The 19267-nt window shown below is 63.6% G+C and carries 16 protein-coding genes; 1 reads left to right on the top strand and 15 read right to left on the bottom strand.

Annotated elements, in window-relative coordinates; all coding sequences use genetic code 11:
- Window positions 1-497: 497 nt before the first annotated feature.
- From A3AC_RS0101145 to A3AC_RS0101095, 11 genes are all read right to left on the bottom strand, one after another.
- The gene (locus A3AC_RS0101145; protein ID WP_025596636.1) at window positions 498-1706 is read right to left on the bottom strand and encodes an ABC transporter substrate-binding protein; all 1209 of its coding nucleotides are present in this window, start codon (window positions 1704-1706) and stop codon (window positions 498-500) included.
- 92 nt (window positions 1707-1798) lie between these two features.
- Window positions 1799-5434, bottom strand: a complete 3636-nt coding sequence (locus tag A3AC_RS0101140; protein WP_025596635.1) for a molybdopterin cofactor-binding domain-containing protein — start codon at window positions 5432-5434, stop codon at window positions 1799-1801.
- Window positions 5431-5949, bottom strand: a complete 519-nt coding sequence (locus A3AC_RS0101135; protein ID WP_025596634.1) for a (2Fe-2S)-binding protein — start codon at window positions 5947-5949, stop codon at window positions 5431-5433. Before A3AC_RS0101135 ends, A3AC_RS0101140 begins: the two co-directional genes overlap by 4 nt.
- A gap of 40 nt (window positions 5950-5989) precedes the next feature.
- Entirely contained in the window at window positions 5990-7189 is a 1200-nt protein-coding gene (locus tag A3AC_RS0101130) for an amidohydrolase family protein (RefSeq protein WP_025596633.1), read from the bottom strand.
- Between the two features lie 29 nt (window positions 7190-7218).
- Window positions 7219-7932, bottom strand: a complete 714-nt coding sequence (locus tag A3AC_RS0101125) for an ABC transporter ATP-binding protein (protein ID WP_025596632.1) — start codon at window positions 7930-7932, stop codon at window positions 7219-7221.
- A complete protein-coding gene (locus tag A3AC_RS0101120) occupies window positions 7929-8738 on the bottom strand; it encodes an ABC transporter ATP-binding protein (protein WP_025596631.1) in 810 nt (269 codons plus the stop codon). The genes A3AC_RS0101125 and A3AC_RS0101120 overlap by 4 nt, the downstream gene beginning before the upstream one ends.
- A complete protein-coding gene (locus A3AC_RS0101115; protein WP_025596630.1) occupies window positions 8735-10681 on the bottom strand; it encodes an ABC transporter permease in 1947 nt (648 codons plus the stop codon). The genes A3AC_RS0101120 and A3AC_RS0101115 overlap by 4 nt, the downstream gene beginning before the upstream one ends.
- Before the next feature lie 163 nt (window positions 10682-10844).
- Window positions 10845-11429: an amino acid synthesis family protein gene (locus A3AC_RS0101110; RefSeq protein WP_025596629.1), complete on the bottom strand. Its 585-nt coding sequence runs from the start codon at window positions 11427-11429 to the stop codon at window positions 10845-10847.
- Between the two features lie 67 nt (window positions 11430-11496).
- The gene (locus A3AC_RS0101105) at window positions 11497-12087 is read right to left on the bottom strand and encodes an amino acid synthesis family protein (protein WP_025596628.1); all 591 of its coding nucleotides are present in this window, start codon (window positions 12085-12087) and stop codon (window positions 11497-11499) included.
- Window positions 12063-13010 (bottom strand): UPF0280 family protein, encoded by a 948-nt coding sequence (locus A3AC_RS0101100; protein WP_025596627.1) that lies wholly within the window; start codon window positions 13008-13010, stop codon window positions 12063-12065. The genes A3AC_RS0101105 and A3AC_RS0101100 overlap by 25 nt, the downstream gene beginning before the upstream one ends.
- Before the next feature lie 30 nt (window positions 13011-13040).
- On the bottom strand, window positions 13041-14636 hold the full coding sequence (locus tag A3AC_RS0101095) for a hypothetical protein (RefSeq protein ID WP_025596626.1): 1596 nt from the start codon (window positions 14634-14636) through the stop codon (window positions 13041-13043).
- A gap of 432 nt (window positions 14637-15068) precedes the next feature.
- Between A3AC_RS0101095 and A3AC_RS0101090 the strand changes: the two genes are divergently transcribed.
- Window positions 15069-15836: a TetR family transcriptional regulator gene (locus A3AC_RS0101090; RefSeq protein WP_025596625.1), complete on the top strand. Its 768-nt coding sequence runs from the start codon at window positions 15069-15071 to the stop codon at window positions 15834-15836.
- A 72-nt stretch (window positions 15837-15908) separates the two neighbouring features.
- Here A3AC_RS0101090 and pcaC read toward each other — a convergent pair whose 3' ends face one another.
- The 4 genes from pcaC to A3AC_RS0101070 all read right to left on the bottom strand — a co-directional run bounded on the left by pcaC (window position 15909) and on the right by A3AC_RS0101070 (window position 19255).
- Window positions 15909-16301: a 4-carboxymuconolactone decarboxylase gene (gene pcaC, locus A3AC_RS0101085; RefSeq protein WP_025596624.1), complete on the bottom strand. Its 393-nt coding sequence runs from the start codon at window positions 16299-16301 to the stop codon at window positions 15909-15911.
- Window positions 16298-17089 carry a 3-oxoadipate enol-lactonase gene (gene pcaD / locus A3AC_RS0101080; protein WP_025596623.1) on the bottom strand — a complete coding sequence of 264 codons (792 nt, stop codon included), beginning with the start codon at window positions 17087-17089 and terminating at the stop codon, window positions 16298-16300. Before pcaD ends, pcaC begins: the two co-directional genes overlap by 4 nt.
- Window positions 17090-17093: 4 nt before the next feature.
- Window positions 17094-18473, bottom strand: coding sequence for a 3-carboxy-cis,cis-muconate cycloisomerase (locus A3AC_RS0101075; protein ID WP_025596622.1), 1380 nt, complete (start codon window positions 18471-18473; stop codon window positions 17094-17096).
- A gap of 122 nt (window positions 18474-18595) precedes the next feature.
- The gene (locus A3AC_RS0101070; protein WP_025596621.1) at window positions 18596-19255 is read right to left on the bottom strand and encodes a 3-oxoacid CoA-transferase subunit B; all 660 of its coding nucleotides are present in this window, start codon (window positions 19253-19255) and stop codon (window positions 18596-18598) included.
- Window positions 19256-19267: the final 12 nt, after the last annotated feature.

Genomic DNA, 19267 nt, shown 5'->3' with positions numbered 1-19267 from the left:
CCATCTGTCGCCAAATTCGAACCTCTGATGGTTTGACAAGCTGGCGCGCGGCTCAATAGGACAAGTTCTAAAAAGAGGGCACTTTCATGCGCGGTGAATAGCTTTCACGAGAACATTGAAAACCTTGACGGCGGTCAATGATGCTTCCGCTCAGCGTCCGGGAGGCAACTTGTCCCAGTTTTGCCATATGCGAGAGTAACCGCCTCAGTCAGGACGACAGAGATCAGCAGACCAAGCCCCGGTGGCATCTCAAGCAGAGTCCTACCCATCACCCAACGGTGTCTTATATTTTTCGGGGAACACACGCATCCGGTTGGATAGTCTCCAGCGAGCGCTGGATGGATGCGATGAATGGCAACGGACAGGGTTGCATGACGCGTACCGACCCTGGTCGGCACGCGGACCTACAACGTATTTGCTACCGCCACTTGCCGTCAAGCAACATGCAACGGTGTGGCGCGATGGCAGGGCGCTTGGACCACGCGCCCCTTGCGTCCTCACTCCGCCGGCCGCAGCTTCTTCACCTCGGCGTCCGACGGCTGCACGCTCGCGCCGTCAATGTAGCGATACGACGTCATCACGCCCTTGCCGTCCTTCAACCCCGTCACGCCGACATAAGCGCCCATGGTCGACTGATTGTCCTGCGCACGATAGGTGATCGGCCCGAACGGCGTCTCCACGCCCAAGCCCTTGAACGCTGCCGCGAGCTTGTCGGTATCGACGGAACCGGCCTTCTTGATGCCTGCCGCGATGGACATCAGCGCCGAGTAACCGACCACCGAGCCGAGCCGCGGATAGTCGTGATACTTGGCCTGATAGGCCTCGACAAACTTCCTGTTCGCGGGCGTGTCGATCGAATACCACGGGTAGCCGGTCACGATCCAGCCGGTCGGCGCCTCGGCGCCAAGCGGATCGAGATAATCCGGCTCGCCGGTCAGCAGCGACACCACCGTGCGGTCCTTGAAGAGGCCACGCGTATTGCCCTCGCGCACGAACTTGCCGAGGTCGGCGCCGAACAGCACGTTGAAAATCGCGTCGGGCTTTGCGTCCGCGATCGCCTGCGTGACCGCGCCCGCATCCACGTTGCCGAGCGGCGTGGCCTGCTCCGCGACGAACTGCACGTCAGGCTGCGCGGCGGTGAGGAGCTTCTTGAACGTGGCCACCGCCGACTGGCCATACTCGTAGTTCGGATAGACGAGCGCCCAGCGCTTCTTCTTCAGCTTGGCCGCTTCGGGCACAAGCATCGCGACCTGCATGTACGTGGACGGACGCAAACGGTACGTGTATTTGTTGCCGTCGGCCCAGACGATCTTGTCGGTCAGCGGTTCGGCTGCCAGGAAGAACATCTTCTTCTGCCTGGCGAAATCAGTGAGCGCGAGACCCGTGTTCGACAGGAAGCCGCCGAACAGCAACTGCACCTGCTCGCGCGCGATCAGCTCCTGCGCCACGCGAATGGTGTCGCCGGGGTTGCCGTTGTCGTCGCGCGAAACGACTTCGAGCTTCTTGCCGAGCACGCCGCCCGCGCCGTTGATCTGCTCAAGCGCCAGATTCCAGCCGTTTTTGTAAGGCCCGAGAAAGGCCGGCTGCGCCTTGTAGCTATTGATTTCCCCGATCTTGATGGTCTGCTCAGCGTTTGCGCCGAGGGCGGCGAATGAAAGAACCGTCGATAGCGTAATGCGAGAGATCCATCCTGCGCGCGTGGTCATGCGTTTCTCCGTATCAAAGGGATTGCGGGAATGCGTTGGTTTTCTAACGGGCTGTCCGCCCCGTCCATCTTTGCGCGCCCTCGTTCGCACGCTCACTCGGCGCGCGGCATTGCGCGAATCCGAGCGACGCTCGCCGTCACGTCCTGCCAGGCAGGCTTGCCGCCCGCGAATTGCTGGCGCAGATACGACACGAGCTCGGCGACCTGGGCGTCGTTGAAACTGTCGCGATATGCCGGCATCGTACCGAGTTCGGGCCGAGCAGGCGAGCCGATGCCGTCGAGAATCACGCGAATCAGATTATCGGGCGTCGCGCTATGCACGTTCGTGTTGAGCGCGAGCGACGGGTGCGCGCCGAACAGTTGCGGCCCGCTGCCAGTGTGATGACATGCCGCGCAGGCGCCGTCGAAAAGCCGCGCGCCCATGCCCGACGGCACGCCGCGAATCGTGCTGGCCGCTTCGTATTGACGCGCCATCGCCGCCACATCGACGTTGGGCTCGACCGGGCTAAGCGACGCGAGATACGCCGCCATTGCGCGAATGTCGCTATCGGGCAGCGCAGCGAGATCAGCGACGACGGGCGCCATCGGCCCCGCGGCCACGCCATGCAGCGGCGCGTGACCAAAGCGCAGATAGCTGAACAGTTCGTCCTCGGTCCATGGCACCGGGGAGTTCGACAGCGACGACAACGCGGGCGCCTCCCAGCCTTCCGCGCTGCCGCCGCCCATGAAAGCCGCCCCGGTCTTCTCGGCGCCGAATGCATTGCGCGGCGTGTGACAGGCGCTGCAATGCCCAAGGCCATTGACGAGATACGCGCCGCGATTCCATTGCGCGCTTTGCACCGGACTCGCGGCGAACGTATTGCGCGCGAGAAAGAGGCCATTCCAGGCAGCCATCAGCGGACGCGCACTGAACGGAAACGGCAGCCTCGTTTCCGGCGGACGGAAGCGCACAGGCGTTTGCGACATCAGGTAGGCGTACAGCGCTTTCAGGTCGTCGTCGGAAGTATTTTTGAATGATGTGTACGGGAATGCCGGATACAGCCGATGTCCGTCGCGGCTGATGCCCTCGCGCATCGCCCGAATGAACGCTTCGAGCGACCACGAACCGATGCCCGTTTGCGCATCGGGCGTGATGTTCGTGCTGTAGACGGTGCCGAACGGTGTTTCCAGCGGCTTGCCGCCGGCGTTCGGCACGCCGTTGCGCGCGGTATGGCACACCGCGCAATTGCCGAGCGACGCCAGCACCTTGCCGCGCGCGATCAATTCGGGAGCGAACGCACTAGCAAGCGGCGGCGCAATCGGCGCAATGGGCTGCGGCGCAAACGACAGCGCGCCGAGCCAGCCCGCCGCGCCTGCCGCGAACGCACCTAGAAAACCGAGCCGCCAGCGCTTTTTCCGGCGCGCGGCGGCCTCCTCGGCTTTCGCATCGGCGAGCGCTGCGCGAATCGTCTCGGGCGTGAACGGCGGCCTGCGAAAACGCACGCCGGTTGCGTCGTACAACGCGTTCGCAATTGCGGCCGCCCCGGGCAGCGAGGCCGACTCGCCCGCACCCATTGGCGGCTCGCCGTGCCGCGGCATCATCACGACGTCGATCACGGGCACCTCGCGGAACGTGAGGATCGGATACGCGCCCCACTCCTGGCTCGTCACCGCGTTGTCGCTAAACGTCACGCGTTCTTTCAGCGCGCGGCTCGTCGCCTGGATCACGTTGCCGTGAATCTGGTGACGCACGCCGTCGGGGTTGATCGTCGTGCCGTTGTCCTGACCGACCACGACGCGCGTCACCGCGAGTTCGCCGCTTCTGCGATTGACTTCCACGTCCGCGACCCACGCGCACCATGCCGCGCCGAAGCCGGGAAACTTGCTGTGCACATAGCGCGCGTAGGCAATGCCGCGGCCGCGCGCTATGTCACCGTCTTCGCGCGGCTCGCCGGTTGCGGTTTGCCGCGACCGCGGCTGCCAACCCGCACGGTCCGCGACCGCCCTGACCAGCTCGGCCGCGCGTGGATCGCCCAAATGCTTCAGGCGAAACTCGACGGGATCGGCGCCGGCCTCAACAGCGAGTTCGTCGATGAACGACTCGTGAGCAAAGGTGTTGGGCAACGCGGACACGCCGCGCAACCAAGAGGCGCGCACGATAGGTGGCGTGTCGTCGCAGACGATGCTCATCGCGCTGAAGTCGTAGGGCGGGACAGCCGTGCGATCGCCCATTTCGAATACCTGCGGCTGCGCTGAGAGTGCGCCGGTCAGCAATAGCGCCAACGTAGGCGCATCGTTCGATGGATAACGCGTCGCGAATTCGTAAGCCGCGAGTTCGCCTTCCGCGCTCAAAGCGCCGCGCACGTCCATCAATTGCGCTGCGCCCTTCGGCTCCCATGCATGCTCGTCCTCACGCGACAGTTGCACGCGAACCGGCGCGCCCGTCGCACGCGAGAGCAAGGCGGCGTCCGCGGCGACGTCGTCTGCACAATTGCGGCCGTAGCAGCCTGCCGCGTCCATGCGCACGATCTCGATCTGCGCTTCATTCATTGCCAGCAGCAACGCGAGATCGGCACGCAGCGAATGAGGGTTCTGGGTGCCGGACCACACCTTCAATGCGCCCTCGCGATAGTCGGCCACGGCGCACGAAGGCCCAATCGACGCATGCATCTGAAACGGCCATACGTATGTGCGATTCAGCGTGCGGGCCGGGTCGCGTGCAAGCGCCGTGTCGACATCGCCATCGATCACGAGGTCGCGCCGCGTGGCCGGATTGGCACGCAGCGCGGCTTCCACTTCTTCGCTGGTTTCGAGCGGCGGCAGAGGCGGGGTGCTTTTCCATTGCACATCGAGCCGTTTCGCGGCCTGCTGCGCGACTTCCTCGCGCTCCGCCACGATGCCGACGAAGTCGCGAATCACCACGACCTTGACGATGCCGGGCAGATTGCGGATCGACTCTTCGTCGACACCCAGCAGACTATTGCCGACGAAATCGCCCTGCGCAACGCCCGCATACGGCGGACGCACGACGCGCCCATGCAGCATGCCGGGCACGCGCACATCGTGCACGAAGCTCGATTCGCCGGTTGCCTTCGCGGGAATATCGACGCGCGGCGCGTTTTTGCCGACCACCGTGTATGTGTTCGGGTCTTTGAGAGGCGCGTCGGTGCGCAACTGCAATTCGATGCGTTGTCCGGCGATCAGCTCGCCGTAGCCGATGCGTTTGACGCCAACGCCAGCGCTTGCACTCGTGCCATCGCGTCCGAACACGATGCCGTCGCGAACAGCGAGCTTTTCCACGCCGACGCCAAACCGCACGGCCGCTTGCGCGATGAGCCACTGCCGGGCCTGCGCCGCGGCATGCCGCAAAGGCACGGCCGTGATCTGCAGCGTGGCGCTGGCAATCGTCGGCCCCTGATTCGGCGTCTCATTCGTGTGGCCAAGCACGATCGACACGCGCGTCAAAGGCACATCGAGTTCTTCGGCGACGATCTGCGCAAGCGCGGTGCCGATACCCGTACCGAGATCCACATGGCCATTGAAAGCAATCACGCTGCCGTCGTCGCGCACAGCGAGGAACATGTCCGCCTCTGTGGGCACAAACGACGAACGCGAGCCGGGTTGGCCGACCGCCGGCTTGACCGGAGCTTGCGGCGGCCGCGTGACGATCAGCACGCTCTGCGCGTCGTAGAGTTGCTTGCGCGACGGCGGCGCGGCGCGTCGATCCACGCTGAAGTCCGGTCCTGTCATGCATGCGCCCCTTCATCGCCTGCTTCGCGCGAGCTTTTCTGCATCGCGAGCAGGTCGGCCGCGCGCTGCACCGCGCGCATGATCTCGACATGCGTGCCGCAACGGCACAGGTTGCGCGACAACTCGCGGCGAATCGTCTCGACGCTCGGATGCGGATCGCGTTCGAGCAGCGCCTTGGTCGTCATGATCATGCCGCTCAGGCAATAGCCGCATTGCGCGGCCTGTTCCTCGATAAACGCCTGTTGCACCGGATGCAGCGCGGCCCGCGTGCCCAGCCCTTCGAGCGTGGTGATCTCGTGGCCCAGCGCCACCTTCGCGGTCGTGACGCAGGCGCGTGTCGGCATGCCGTCGAGCAGCACCGTGCATGCGCCGCACTCGCCCAGTCCGCAGCCGAATTTCGGCCCATTGAGTGCGAGGTCGTTGCGCAGCAGATAAAGCAAAGGCGTGTCCGCCGACGCGCTCACAAGATGCGTCGCGCCGTTGACCTTCAGCGTAAGCGGCGCGGGCCCGTTCATGTGCGCACCGGCCGTGCCGTGCAAAGTGGACGAAGTGCATTCATAGCACTACCGGCACTTCGGTAGCGGGCGGCGTGTTGCGGCTGCGCCGGCAGCGGATCAAGCCGTCGATCATCACCATGCCCACGCCAGGAATATCGCCGAGTTGCACGCTTTCGAGCAGCGTATCCGCAGCCGTGTGTTGCGCGCGGTCCATGAACACCAGATCGGCGGGACGGCCTACTTCGATCAGCCCCTGGCGCAGGTTGCGTTGGCGCGCGGTGTTGCCTGTGGCAAAGCAGAACGCGATTTCCGCGGGCACGTCCGCGAGACTCGAAATGAGCGCGATCATGCGCAGGATGCCGAGCGGTTGCACGCCGGAACCCGCAGGACTATCGGTGCCGAGAATGATCCGGTGCGGGCATTTCAATTCGACGGCATGACGCGCCGTCAGCAATGCAATGCGTTCGTTGCCGTTATGGACGATTTCCAGCGCGCGGCTCGACTGCTCGCAGAGATCGCAAACATGGCGATAAGACAGCGACGTATGCCCGCCGTTGATATGGCCAATCACGTCCGCATCGGCCGCGAGCACGACGTCGCGGTCGATCAGCCCCGAGCCTGGAATGGACGGGCCGCCCGTATGAATCGTGCTTTGAATGCCGTACTTGCGCGCCCACGCGACCATCTGCGCGGCTTCCTCGCCGGCCTTCACGCTGCCCAGGCCCACTTCGCCAAGCAGCTTCACGCCCGCTTCGGACAGTTCCTTGAAATCTTCCTCGACCATGCCCTTTTCGATTACCGGCGCGCCCGCCATCACCTTGACGCCCCCGCCGACGCCCGCGCCGCGCATGCCTTCAAACGAACGCTGCGCGGTAATGGCGAGCGCTTTCACGCCGAGCACATCTTTCGGACGACCAGGCAAATGCACTTCGCCGGCCGAGATCATTGTTGTCACGCCGCCGTTCAGATTCGATTCGATCCAGCCGAGCTGATTCTGACGCGGCGTCCAGTCGCCGAATACCGGATGCACGTGCGAGTCGATCAGCCCGGGCGCAACGGTGGTGCCTTTGCAATCGACAGTGGTCCGCGCGCCTTCCAGGTCGCAGTCCTTCTCCTTGCCCACTGCAACGATCACGCCGTCGTCGATCACGAGCGTATTGGCGTCGAGAATCGGCTGATTGATGTCGCCGGATAACAGCAGGCCGATGTTGGTTACCGCGACCTTGCCCGACAAGCCTGTCAACGTCTCTGCTGCCATCTGCTTCTCCTTGTGCAACGACGGTTGGATCACACGCTCAGATAAGCGCGCCTCACTGTTTCGTTCTTCGCAAGTTCGCCAATGGTGCCGCTAAAGCGGATCTGCCCTTTTTCGAGCACATACGCGCGGTCGCTCACCAGTTCCGCAAAGTGCAGATTCTGTTCGGACAACAGAATAGACAGCCCCTCGCGCTTCAGCTCAAGAATCATGTTGGCCATCTGTTCGACGATCACGGGCGCGACGCCTTCCGACGGTTCATCGAGCAGCACGAGATACGGATTGCCCATCAAGGTGCGCGACACCGTGAGCATCTGCTGCTCGCCACCGCTCATCTGCCCGCCGGGGCGCCTGGGCATTTCGCCAAGATTCGGAAAGAGGCGGAACAGCTTTTCCGGCGTCCATTGCGGCGCGCCTTCGCGCGGCGGCTGGCGGCCCGTGTCGAGGTTTTCCATCACTGTCAGGTCCGCGAATACGCGCCGGTCTTCCGGAACGAAGCCCATGCCCATGCGCGCGATCTTGTACGGCGGCAAAGCGGCGATGTTCTGCCCGCGAAACGTGACCTGGCCTTGGCGACGCGGCAGCAAACCCATGACCGCTTTCATGGTGGTCGACTTGCCCGCGCCGTTGCGGCCCATCAACGCGACCACTTCGCCGCGCCCGACTTCCAGGCCGACGTCGAAAAGAATATGCGCGCGCCCATAAAACGCGTTGAGGCCAGCGACTTTCAGCATCGGCTCGCTCATTGCAGGACTCCTTCACCGGCGCGACCGCCTGCCGTGTCGTGCAGCGCCGCATGCGGCTGAAACGTCCTGCCGGTGCCGAAATACACTTCCTGCACGCGCGGGTCGTTGCGGATCGTGTCGCCGTCGCCTTCGGCAATCAGTTTGCCGCGCGCGAGCACGATCATGCGGTCGGCGTAGGCGAACACTACGTCCATGCTGTGCTCGGTAAACAGCACGCCAATCTGCTGCTCGGCGACGAGCCGTCTGGTCAGCGCCATCAGTTCGTTGCGCTCCTTTGGCGCCATGCCGGCAGTGGGCTCGTCCATCAATAACAGCTTTGGGCGGTTCGCGAGCGCAATCGCCAGTTCGACCCGTTTCACGTCGCCATATGCGAGCACGCCGCATGCGCGGTTGGCGTCGGCGGCCATGCCGACCTGTTCGAGCAGTGCGAAGGCCTCATCGGCATAGCGCGAGCCTGCGGGCTTCCAGAGGCCGAAGGTTTTGCGTTCGCGCGACACGAGAGCCATCTGCACGTTCTCCAGCACGGTCATCGAATTGAAGGTCGCGGCAATCTGGAAAGTGCGGCCTACGCCGAGCCGCCAGATGTCGCGCGGACGCATGCCGACGAGCTCATGTCCGTCGAAACGGATAGAGCCCGATGAGGGCGCTAGTTGTCCATTCACCATGTTGAAGCATGTCGACTTGCCCGCGCCGTTCGGGCCGAGCAGCGCGAGAAGCTGACCGGCTTCGAGCGTGAACGACACGTTGTCCACTGCCTTCAGTCCTCCGAACGACTTCGAGAGGCCGGACACTTGCAGCAAGCTCATAGCCCCTCCTTGATCGCCGTGTGTTGCGAAGCGGGCGCAGCGGTTTTCTCCGCGTTGTCGCGGGCGTTGGTGTCGTCGCCGAAACGCTCGCGGATGAAACCGACAATGCCCTGCGGAAATGCGATCACGAGCAGCAGAATTGCGAAGCCGAGCAGCGCCTGCCAATAGTCCGTCTGCCGCGCAACGGTGTCCTGCAGCCACGTAAACACGGCTGCGCCGACAATCGGCCCAGTGAGCGTTTGCAAACCGCCGAGCAACACCATGACGAGACCGTCGACGGAGCGGCTCACGCTAATCACTTCCGGCGAGATCGTGCCCTTGGAGAACGCATACAAGGAACCCGCGAGTCCGCAGAACAGCGACGCGATTACGAACGCCGCCCACTGCACGCGCTTCACGTCGATGCCGATAGCCTCAGCTCGCAGCACGGAATCGCGCGACGCACGCATCGCATAACCCAGCGGCGAAAACAGCATGCGCCGCAACAGCCATACGCCGATCACCGCACACGCGAGCGCCAAGTAATAAAACGCGACTGGAGACGAGAGCCAGTCAGCCGGCCACAAACCGAGAATGCCGTTGCTGCCGCCTGTCACATCGTCCCATTGGAAAACGACCGACCACACGATCTGCGCGAACGCGAGTGTCAGCATCGCGAGATAGACGCCCGAGAGGCGCACGCAGAACCAGCCGAATACCAGCGCGCCTCCCACTGCGAGAAGCGGCGCCAGCAGCAATGCGGCTTCCATCGGCAGGTTCAGTACCTTGAGGAACAGCGCCGCGCCATATGCGCCGAGCCCGAAGTAGGCAGCGTGGCCGAACGAATGCATGCCGCCCGGCCCCATGATGAAATGCAGGCTCGTTGCAAACAGAACGGCGATCAGTATCTCCACCAGCAGCACCGGCATATAGGGGAATGCATTGGCCGCGAGCGGTGCAAGCAGCAGAACCAGCAGCACGATTGCGGCCAGCCATTTGACGCGTTTTCCCGCGGGACGCAAGGGCGTTTCGGGCGCTGCCATGCCGCGCACCGCGGCGCTCGCGCGGCCGAGCAGACCCCACGGCCGCACGACCAGCACCACAGCCATCACGACGAATTCCGCGACCAGCGTGAAGCGGCTCAACGACAGGCCGACGCCGAAAATCGTCACATGTCCAATGCCGATGCACAGCGCCTTGATCTCCGCGATGATCAGCGCGGCCACGAATGCGCCCGGAATCGAGCCCATGCCGCCGACCACCACGACCACGAACGCATTGCCGATTGTCTCGAGATCGAGTGAGAGATTCGCCGACATACGCGGCCCTTGCAGCGCGCCGCCCAAACCCGCGAGAAACGCGCCGACGAAAAACACGCCGGTGAACAGCCACGCCTGATTGATGCCGAGCGCGCCGAGCATTTCGCGGTCCTGCGTCGCGGCGCGCACGAGCGTGCCCCAACGCGTGCGCGTCAACGCATACCAGAGCAGCAGCAACACGACTGGGCCGATCACGATCAACGCTATGTCATAAGTCGGCAGCGGATGGCCGAGGAAATTCACTGCGCCCGCCAGATGCGGCGCGCGCGGCCCAAACAGATCTTGCGGCCCCCACAGCCATAGCGCGGCGTCGCGAAAGATCAATACGAGCGCGAACGTGGCGAGCAGATGAAACAACTCGGGCGCCTGATAAATGCGCCGCAGCACGATGACTTCGACCAGCGCGCCGAGCACGGCGACCACGACTGCGGCGGCCAGCACGGAAAGCCAGAAGCCGCCGGCCGTATGCCCGAAGCGGCTCGCGATGCTGTACGCAACGTAGATGCCGAACATGTAGAACGAGCCGTGCGCGAAATTGACGATGCGCGTCACGCCGAAGATCAACGACAAGCCAGCGGCGACCAGAAAGAGCGTCGACGCATCGGCGAGTCCGTTGACCAGTTGTACCAGCAAATTCGAAAGCATCGAGACCCTCGGCAGCTTGCCGACCGCCCGCACGCGCGATATCCGTGCGGCCGGGCCAGCAGACGTTGCAGCACGTGCGGCACCGTGCTCGCACGCATCAACGGCAGCACACTACCTGAAAGAAATCCCTTGTGGGGACCCGCGAAACAAATGCATGCCGACCTCAGCGCAAACCATCCTCGCCCTTGATCTCGTTCGCCTGCAATCCGCCGATGCGCGGCAACGGCCGGCCGGAAGCCGTCACCGCGACGGCGACGACAATTTCATTCGCGCGCGGCGCGTCGGACACGCGCGCCTCGATCGCGTCGAAATGACTGCGCACGAAAGCCGCATCCTTGTGACCAAGCGGGACGTCGATGGCGGTGCCGAGCGTGCCCATTTTTTTCGCCGACGGCACGAGCGCCGCGCCCTTCTCCACCGCTGCGCGCAGCGGCGCGCCGAGCTTCGGATGCAGAATCGCCGCGGCATGCTCGAGTTCGCCGGCCTCCCCGACAATCGCGGCCTTGCCGTAGCTTTGCGCTTCACCTGGTTCGATACCGAGCGCTTCGACGCAGCGCTTGCCGAGCAGCGCGCCGAGTTCTTCGCCTGCATCGATCAGCGCATCGAGCTTCGCCTCGTAGCGGCCTGCATACGGATTGTCGATCACCGCGATAGCGACCGCGCGACGCGCGGGCGGATCGACGTTTTGTCCCATTTCCATGCGTGTTTCGTCTACTTGCACGACCAGCTTGCGAAGCCTGATTGCCATTTCGCTCTCCGAGTTTCGATGTACCTGTCGCTGCATTCAGCGCGTTCCAGTGCGTTTCAAGCAGGTTTCAGCGCAGGCCGTCCTTGCCCACAATCGCCTCTTTGGCGAGTCCGCCGACACGCGCATGCACGCGCTGCCCTGTGCTCATCGCGAGGATGTACACCACTTCGTCCGCGGCGGGCGCGCCCGGCACGCGCACTTCGATGGCGTCGAAGTGACTGCGCACGTAGCTAGCGTTGACGTGCGTGAGCGGCACGTCGAGCGCGCTGGACGGTGCGCCGACTTTTTTCGTCGACGGCACGATGGCATTGGTCGGCACGCCGTTCTTTTCCAGCAACTCCCGCATCGCATAGCCGCCGGGCACATGCCACAACGCGCCGTGTTCCAGTTCGCCGCGCGCGCCGACAATCGCGCCCTTGCCGTAGCCTTCTATCGACGAGTGCGGAACCGCCATTGCCGCCAGCAGCCGTTGCGCCATATCGAAACCGATGGGCTTGAGCGCTTCCATTGCGTGTTCGATTTTCGGCTCGTAACGGCCTGCAAACGGGTTGGTCATCACGGCGACAATCGCGCCGCGCCGCAGCGGCTTCTCGGGCGCGGGCCCGAACTCGTGGAAGATGTCTTCGACGTGCGTCAGCACGCGGCGTATTTCGAACACGGAGCCTCCGTTGTGATGTAAGCGCGTTGCGTCGTGGTGAGCAATGCGCCTGTGCGTTGCATGCCGACTGTCCGCACGCGTCCTTGCAGGAACAATGCGGCGCCTTCTATCAGACCGCGCTCCAGCAAACGCTGCGCGGTTTCGACGCCGCGTGCAAGCGCGAAATCCACAAGCGGCTCTGGGAGTGAAGGAACGTCCACGGTGACGAGCTGATCGCCCAGGTCAGTATCGTCCTTCAGCGACGAAGCCGGCATGCGGACGATGCCGGCATGATCAAGGTTCACCGCGTTCGCGATCATCGTCGCGGCGGCGTCCGCGCTTGCCGCTTCGCGCGCGAGCACGGTCACGCTGTCGGCGATACCAAAGCTGAAACTGCGGCCGCGCCAGCCGCTCGTCGCTATGCCGCGAATGGCCATGGGCGCATCCAGCGTGAGATTCGCGTCGAGCGCGAGGCCGTTCGCAAGCTGCATTTTGTCGAGCGATTGCGACAGATCGGCAAACACGCCTACACGATACTGCCGGCCTTCGGTCAGATGAAACGCAATGTCCCCGCCATTGTTGATGTACGCCCGGGCGACGCCTTCTCTTGCGAACGCGCCTATCAGTTCGTCAGCGACGCTGCCTGCAACGGCGGCCATCGGTGTGATAAACCGTGCTCGATATGGGTAGCACGCGGACCACATGCGGCGCGCCACCGTGCCTTGCAGCGCGCATTCGTTGAAGGCCGCATCGGCGGGCAACGGTTGACGCAGTAGTTTCAATTCGCCGACGAGCTCGGGCAACACGTCGACAAACCGCGTCCAGCATGCCGCATAAGCCGATTGCAGCGCCGCGGGCTCGCCGTCGGCGCTGAGAATCAGGTCGATCGGGCCATGCTGCCAATGCCAGCGCGTCGCGTCGATACGTGTGCGGGTCGGGTTCATCGCGTGATGTGGGCCAAGTGGTTGTGCGGATCAGCCGAGCATGGGCGGCACGGCCGGCGGCCACGGATTGTCCGGATTGCGCGCCACGATGCGGCGGGCGAGCGGCGCGCCTTCCGTGTGATCGGGACCGCTCGCCAACACACTCTCCAATGATCTCACTGCATCCAGATGGCCGCCAAGATCGCGATAGGCGTCGTAGGTCATCGTGAATTCGATTGGCGCGACAATCGCCGGTGTGGGCACTGTACCGAACGAACGGTCGGGCATGCGCGATACGTCGACCATCACGGTGATGCCGCCGCCGGGCCACACATAAGCCGGCGCGCCCCCGCAGGTCACGTTCACCAGTTTCTGCTTGATGGCACGCGTGAGCAGCACCGGGTTTTCAGTCGCGCCCGCGCGCAGACTTCCGCCCGCGCCGCCGAGAAACAGTACCGTGGCAAGCGAAGGTTCGCAGTTCTCGCCGATCCGTTCCACCGTGCGACGCACCGCCTCCGGCATGGCCGCGATGCGCGGCACGAGATCATGGTCGAGTTGGTACCACTGCGCGTGTTCGCCGGTGGTCGACACCATCAGCAGGCGCATTCCGGGTTTCGCGACTGCGGGATCGAAGCCTTCGACAATCGCCAGGGGATCCTGAATATCCGTGCCGCCCCAGCCGATGCCGGGGTTCGCCACCTGGAAATAGCGGCCGGGTGTCGACTTGCGTCCGCGAATCCTGATGCCCGAGCGCGTCATGCCGAGGCAGCGCCCTGCCTGATGTTCAGTCAGCACGCCGGTGATGTGATCGTCGACCACGACGACTTCGTCGGCATGGCCGAACCATTGTTTGGCGAAAATACCGATGGTCGCGGAGCCGCAGCCCACGCGCATTCGCTGCTCCTCGACACCGTCGACCACCGGCGCCGCGCCCGCGCGAATCACGAGGCTTGCGCCACCGTCTATGCTGAGTTCCACCGCCCGCTTGTTGCCGAGCGCGAGCATCATGTCGCAGGTCACGCGGCCTTCTTTCTTGCTGCCGCCGGTTAAATGATGCACGCCGCCGAGACTCAGCATTTGCGAACCGTATTCCGCTGTCGTCACGTGACCGACAATCTCGCCCTGGCAACGCACATTCGCCTGTTCGGGTCCGAGAAAGCGGTCCGTGTCGATCTTTACCTTGAAGCTGCAATAGCTGAAGATGCCTTCCGTGACGACCGTGACCATGTCGACGTCGTCGAGCTTCGAGCCAACGATAAAAGGCGCGGGTTTGTAGTCGGGATACGTGGACGATGCGCCCACGCCGGTCACGAAGAGCGCTTCGTCGGCGGCATGATCCTGCGTTTCGGACGGCGCCGCAAATTCAATGGCGGCCTCCGCGCTATTCGAGTGCGAACGAGAGTTAGACAGGAACACCACCGGGTCGACGCGAATCAGCCGCCCTTGCGCATTCGCATAACGATCGCAGGCGCCGGTGCGCCCTTCCGATATCTGGCACAGCACCGGGCAGGCATTGCATTCGATCTTGTTCGACGCCATACGCTCGCTGCGCGGCGCCGCCTTCTCGAGCACGGTGGGGCCAGGCGTCGAGGCGATTTCGCCGTCGACGCGCTCCGCACCGAAATCGACCTTCGTATGTTCTGTCATGGTGGGGGTTCCATACGACGACATTACAATCGGTCCAGCCCGGTCGCCGAAAAGCCCCTGTTTCAAGGGTCTTTCGTGTGACTCGCATATTTCCATGTTGCGGTCACTCACCGTTCGTGTAGTATCCGCTACACCAAACTTGTTGGAAATCTACTCGATCAAAATAGACTGCGCAATGAGTTTCCGGTCAGCCAGCGCATGGTGCGCCGCCGCATTCAAAGGCCGATGCCCGCCCGGTCGCCGCTTGATTGGCGCTTGGTTGACGCTTCGTTGCCGCTTTCAATTTACGCCGAAGCTGTGCGCCGTGCATCGCCTGAAAGAGGTCCCGCAGCAGGCAACACGCGCTGTATGATAAGGACGCCTGCATTGCCTCGCGAACCCGGTGCGAGGGTTCGAGCCGTTCAACACACAACGAAGAGATACCACACCGCCATGAGTCCCACCGCCGCCCGCAAGCCGGGCGCCACCGGCATCCGTGCGAAACAGGCGCAGGACACGCGCGCCAAGATTCTGAAAGCGGCAATCAAGGTGTTCGCGAAGCAAGGCTATGCGAGCGGCCGCGTGGAAAGCATCTCGAAGGCCGCGCGCTCGCACGACCGGATGATCTACTATTATTTCGGCAGCAAGGAGCAGCTGTTCGTCGAGGTACTGGAGACGATCTACACGCAATTCAATGAAGCGGAAAGCAAACTCGATCTCGACCTGCAGAACCCGGTGCGTGGCCTCGAACAGATGGTCGAATTCGTCTGGCAGTACTACCTGGATCACCCTGAATTCGTCACGCTGCTGTCAAGCGAGAATCTGCATCAAGGCAAGCACGCGAAGAAGTCTTCGAAGCTGAAGGAGATTTCGGGCTACGCAATTTCTGTCGTGCAAAAACTGTTGGATGCAGGCAAGGCGCAGCATGTGTTCCGCACGGACATCAAAGCGCGCGACGTGTATTTGATGATCGCTTCGCTCGGCTATTTTTATAACGCGAACCAGTACACGTTGGGCGCATTTCTCGGCGAACCGCTAATGGACAAGGCGGCGCTCGCGCATTGGCGCGAAGTGATCAAAGACACTGTGTTGCGCGCGGTGCGGCTGCACTCAACGGCCGACACCGATTCGAATGCCCACGCTGACATAGTCGATGCGGCGAATGCGACCGACGCCGATGCCCACGCAGAAGCCGGCGCACTGGACCACCGCGCCATATGAAAACGCGCGCCGGGCTATCGGCGCGCGTTTTGATTTCAAAGCCTCGATCCGCAATCAAACGCGGCAAAAAACTCAAGGCTTCGCCGCTGCATCGTCCTCGCGGAAAAGTTTATCGGCCAGATGAAAAGCCGAATTCGCGGCCGGCACGCCGCAGTAAATCGCGGTTTGCAGCAGCACTTCCTTGATCTGCTCGCGCGTCACGCCATTGTTTTTCGCGGCACGCAGGTGCAGTGCGAGTTCCTCGCTGCGATTGAGCGCGACCATCATTGCAATGGTCAGCAGACTGCGCGTGTGTCGCGGCAAACCCTCGCGCGTCCACACCTCGCCCCACGCGTAACGGGTAATGAAGTTCTGAAACTCTTCCGTCAGTTCCGTGCGGTTTGCCAGCGAGCGGTCGACGTGCGCGTCGCCCAGCACCGCGCGGCGCACGCCGAGTCCGGCTTCGTAGCGGTCTTCGTCGTTCATTTGGACTCCGTCAAAAAGTCGATGACTGTCTTCGTGAAAGCATCGGCCTTCTCGATGTTGGAAATATGCGAGGCGTCCAGTTCGACGTAACGCGCGCCCGGGACAGCCTGCGCCAGTTCGCGGCCTTGCGCGGGCGTCGCGGCCACGTCATGCGTGCCGCTGATCACCAGCACCGGCAGCTTGATGCCATGCGTTTCGGGGCGCAGATCGGTGGCGTCGATCGCCTCGCAGTTCAACGCATAACCTTCCTTGTCGGTATGCACGAACACGTCGCGGATCATAGCGAACACCACCGGTTCACGCTCGATGTACTCGGCGGTGAACCAGCGCGGCAACACCGCGTCGGCGAGTGCCAGCATGCCTTCGGTGCGAGCGCGCGCGGCACGCGGCACCCACACTTCCGGCGAGCCGATGCGCGCCGCCGTGTTGGCGAGCACCACGCGCTCAAAGCGGCTTGCATGACGCGCGGCCAACGCAACGCCAGTGAGTCCGCCCATCGACACGCCGCAGAAATTCGCGCGCGCGATCTTGAGCGTGTCCATCAGGCCGAGCACGTCGCCCGTCAGATGCTCGATGGTGTACGGTCCTTTCGGCGCTTCCGAATGGCCGTGACCGCGCGTGTCGTAGCGCAGCACGCGAAAGTGCTTCGATAGCGCCGCCACTTGCGGCGTCCACATGGACAGATCGCTGCCGAGCGAATTCGACAGGATCACCCACGGCGCACTGCCGTGGCGGTCGCCGTCGATTCGATAGTGAAGCTCGGTGCCGTTGACTGCGGCGTAAGGCATGCCGTTACTCCTTCGAAATGGTGCGCTGCGAACGCGCGGTATGAAGCGCCAGCGCCGCATCGACAAAAGCGTGCGCCTGGCCGACGTAGTGAGCGGGATCGAGCAGTTGCTTCAGGCGCTCGACAGACAGATGTTCGGTCACAGCCGCATCCGCAGAGAGCACGTCGAAAAGCGTTCGCCCTTCGCGAATCGCCGCTTTCGACGCGCGCTCCACGAGATGATGCGCATTCATCCGGCCGATACTGTCGCCGAGCGCAAGCATCACCGCTTCGCCGAGAATCAGACCATGCGTTATGTCGAGATTCGCGGCAAGGCGCGGCACGTTCACGTTGAGGCCGCTCGCGATCTGCTCGATGTTCGCGAGCGCGCCGCCCGCGAGCCGCGCGAGGTCGGGCAACGCATCCCATTCTGCCTGCCAGCCGCCGAGCGCGCGCTCGTGTTCCTGCACCATGCCCGCGAATACCGTGGCGACCAGCCCCGGCGCGCGCGTGGCAGCCGTGAGCACGGCCGCGCAGCCAACCGGATTGCGCTTGTGCGGCATGGTGGACGATCCGCCTTTGCCGGCGGCGGCGGGCTCCGCGAGTTCGTCTATTTCGGTTTGCATTTGCAGCGAGACGTCGCGCGCAATCTTGCCGAGCGTGCCGATCAGCATGCCGAAGAACGCCGCGGTCTCCGCGATGCGGTCGCGCTGCGTATGCCATGGCAAGGTGGGCACAGTAAGCCCGAGTTCCTGCGCCAGCGCTTGCGTGACTTGCGGCGCGGCAGCGCGCAGACTCGCGAGCGTGCCGGCCGCGCCGCCGAATTGCAGCACGAGCACACGTTCACGCAACGCGTCGAGCCGTTCGCGGTGACGCAGCAACGCATCGAGCCATTGCGCGAACTTCAGGCCGAGCGTAATGGGCAGCGCCTGCTGCAGCCACGTGCGGCCGATCATCGGCGTCGCACGATGCGTGGCCGCGAGTTGTGCGATTGCGTTGCAGGTGGATTGCAAACCGGTGTCGAGCAGCTCGAACGTGTCGCGCAGTTGCAGCACCGTCGCTGTGTCGATAATGTCCTGGCTCGTCGCGCCCCAATGCACAAATTTCGAAGCTTCGGCGTCCGCAGCTTTGACGCGCGCAGTGAGTTGCTTGACGAGGGGAATCGCGAGATTGCCGCCAAGTGCGGCGTCGCGCGCAAGCGCGTCGGCGTCGAGTTGATCGGCGTGGCAAGCAGCCTCGATAGCCGGCACCGCTGCTTGCGGAATCACATTGTGTGTTGCCGAAGCGCGCGCGAGAGCCGCTTCGACGTCGAGCATCCGTTGCAGCGTGGCGCGTGGCGCCCAGATGTCGTTCATCGGCTGCGTGCCGCAAAGAAGGCCGGTCAGCCGGCCGCTGGAGTCGAGCATGATGACTTCGATGATCGAGGGATTCTGACGAATGTAGCACTGTGCGCGGCAACGCGTTGCGCGCCGCGGCATGTGGACCGCGGCGCGCGGACTTCAACGCGCATCGCTAAACGCTACTGCGCTCACGCGGCTCGCGTCGTTTGCGTACCGTCGATCAGCGGTACGCCTGTGAGCTTCAGCAAGGCGTCGAAGTCGATGTCGGAGAAAATCTCGCGCACCACGAGGCCTTGCTCCGTCACGTCGATCATCGCCAGATCCGTGTAGATGCGGTCGACGCAACCTACGCCCGTCACCGGATAGGTGCACTCCGCGGCAATCTTGCTTTCGCCCTGCTTGGTCAGATGCTCCATCATCACGTAGACCTGCTTCGCGCCGATGGCCAGATCCATCGCGCCGCCAACAGCCGGAATCGCGTCCGGCGCGCCGGTGTGCCAGTTTGCGAGGTCGCCCTTCGCCGACACCTGGAATGCGCCGAGCACGCAGAAATCGAGGTGACCGCCGCGCATCATCGCGAACGAATCGGCGTGGTGGAAGAAGGCGCCGCCCGTCAGCAGCGTGACGTGCTGCTTGCCGGCGTTGATCAGTTCGTCGTCTTCCTCGCCCTTCGCGGGCGCGGGGCCCATGCCGAGCAGGCCATTTTCGCTGTGCAGGAAGATTTCCTTGTCGGCGCCGAGGTGGTTTGCAACGAGCGTCGGGACGCCGATACCGAGGTTCACATACGCGCCTTCCGGAATATCCTGCGCAACGCGCTTCGCCATTTCATCGCGGGTCAGTTTCTTCATGTCGGTCTCCGG

The sequence above is a fragment of the Burkholderia sp. WSM2230 genome, assembly GCF_000472445.1.
In the GTDB taxonomy this organism is placed as follows: Bacteria; Pseudomonadota; Gammaproteobacteria; order Burkholderiales; family Burkholderiaceae; genus Paraburkholderia.
The sequence above is the reverse complement of the archived record's forward strand: the minus strand, read 5'-3'. Positions and strand labels throughout refer to the sequence as shown.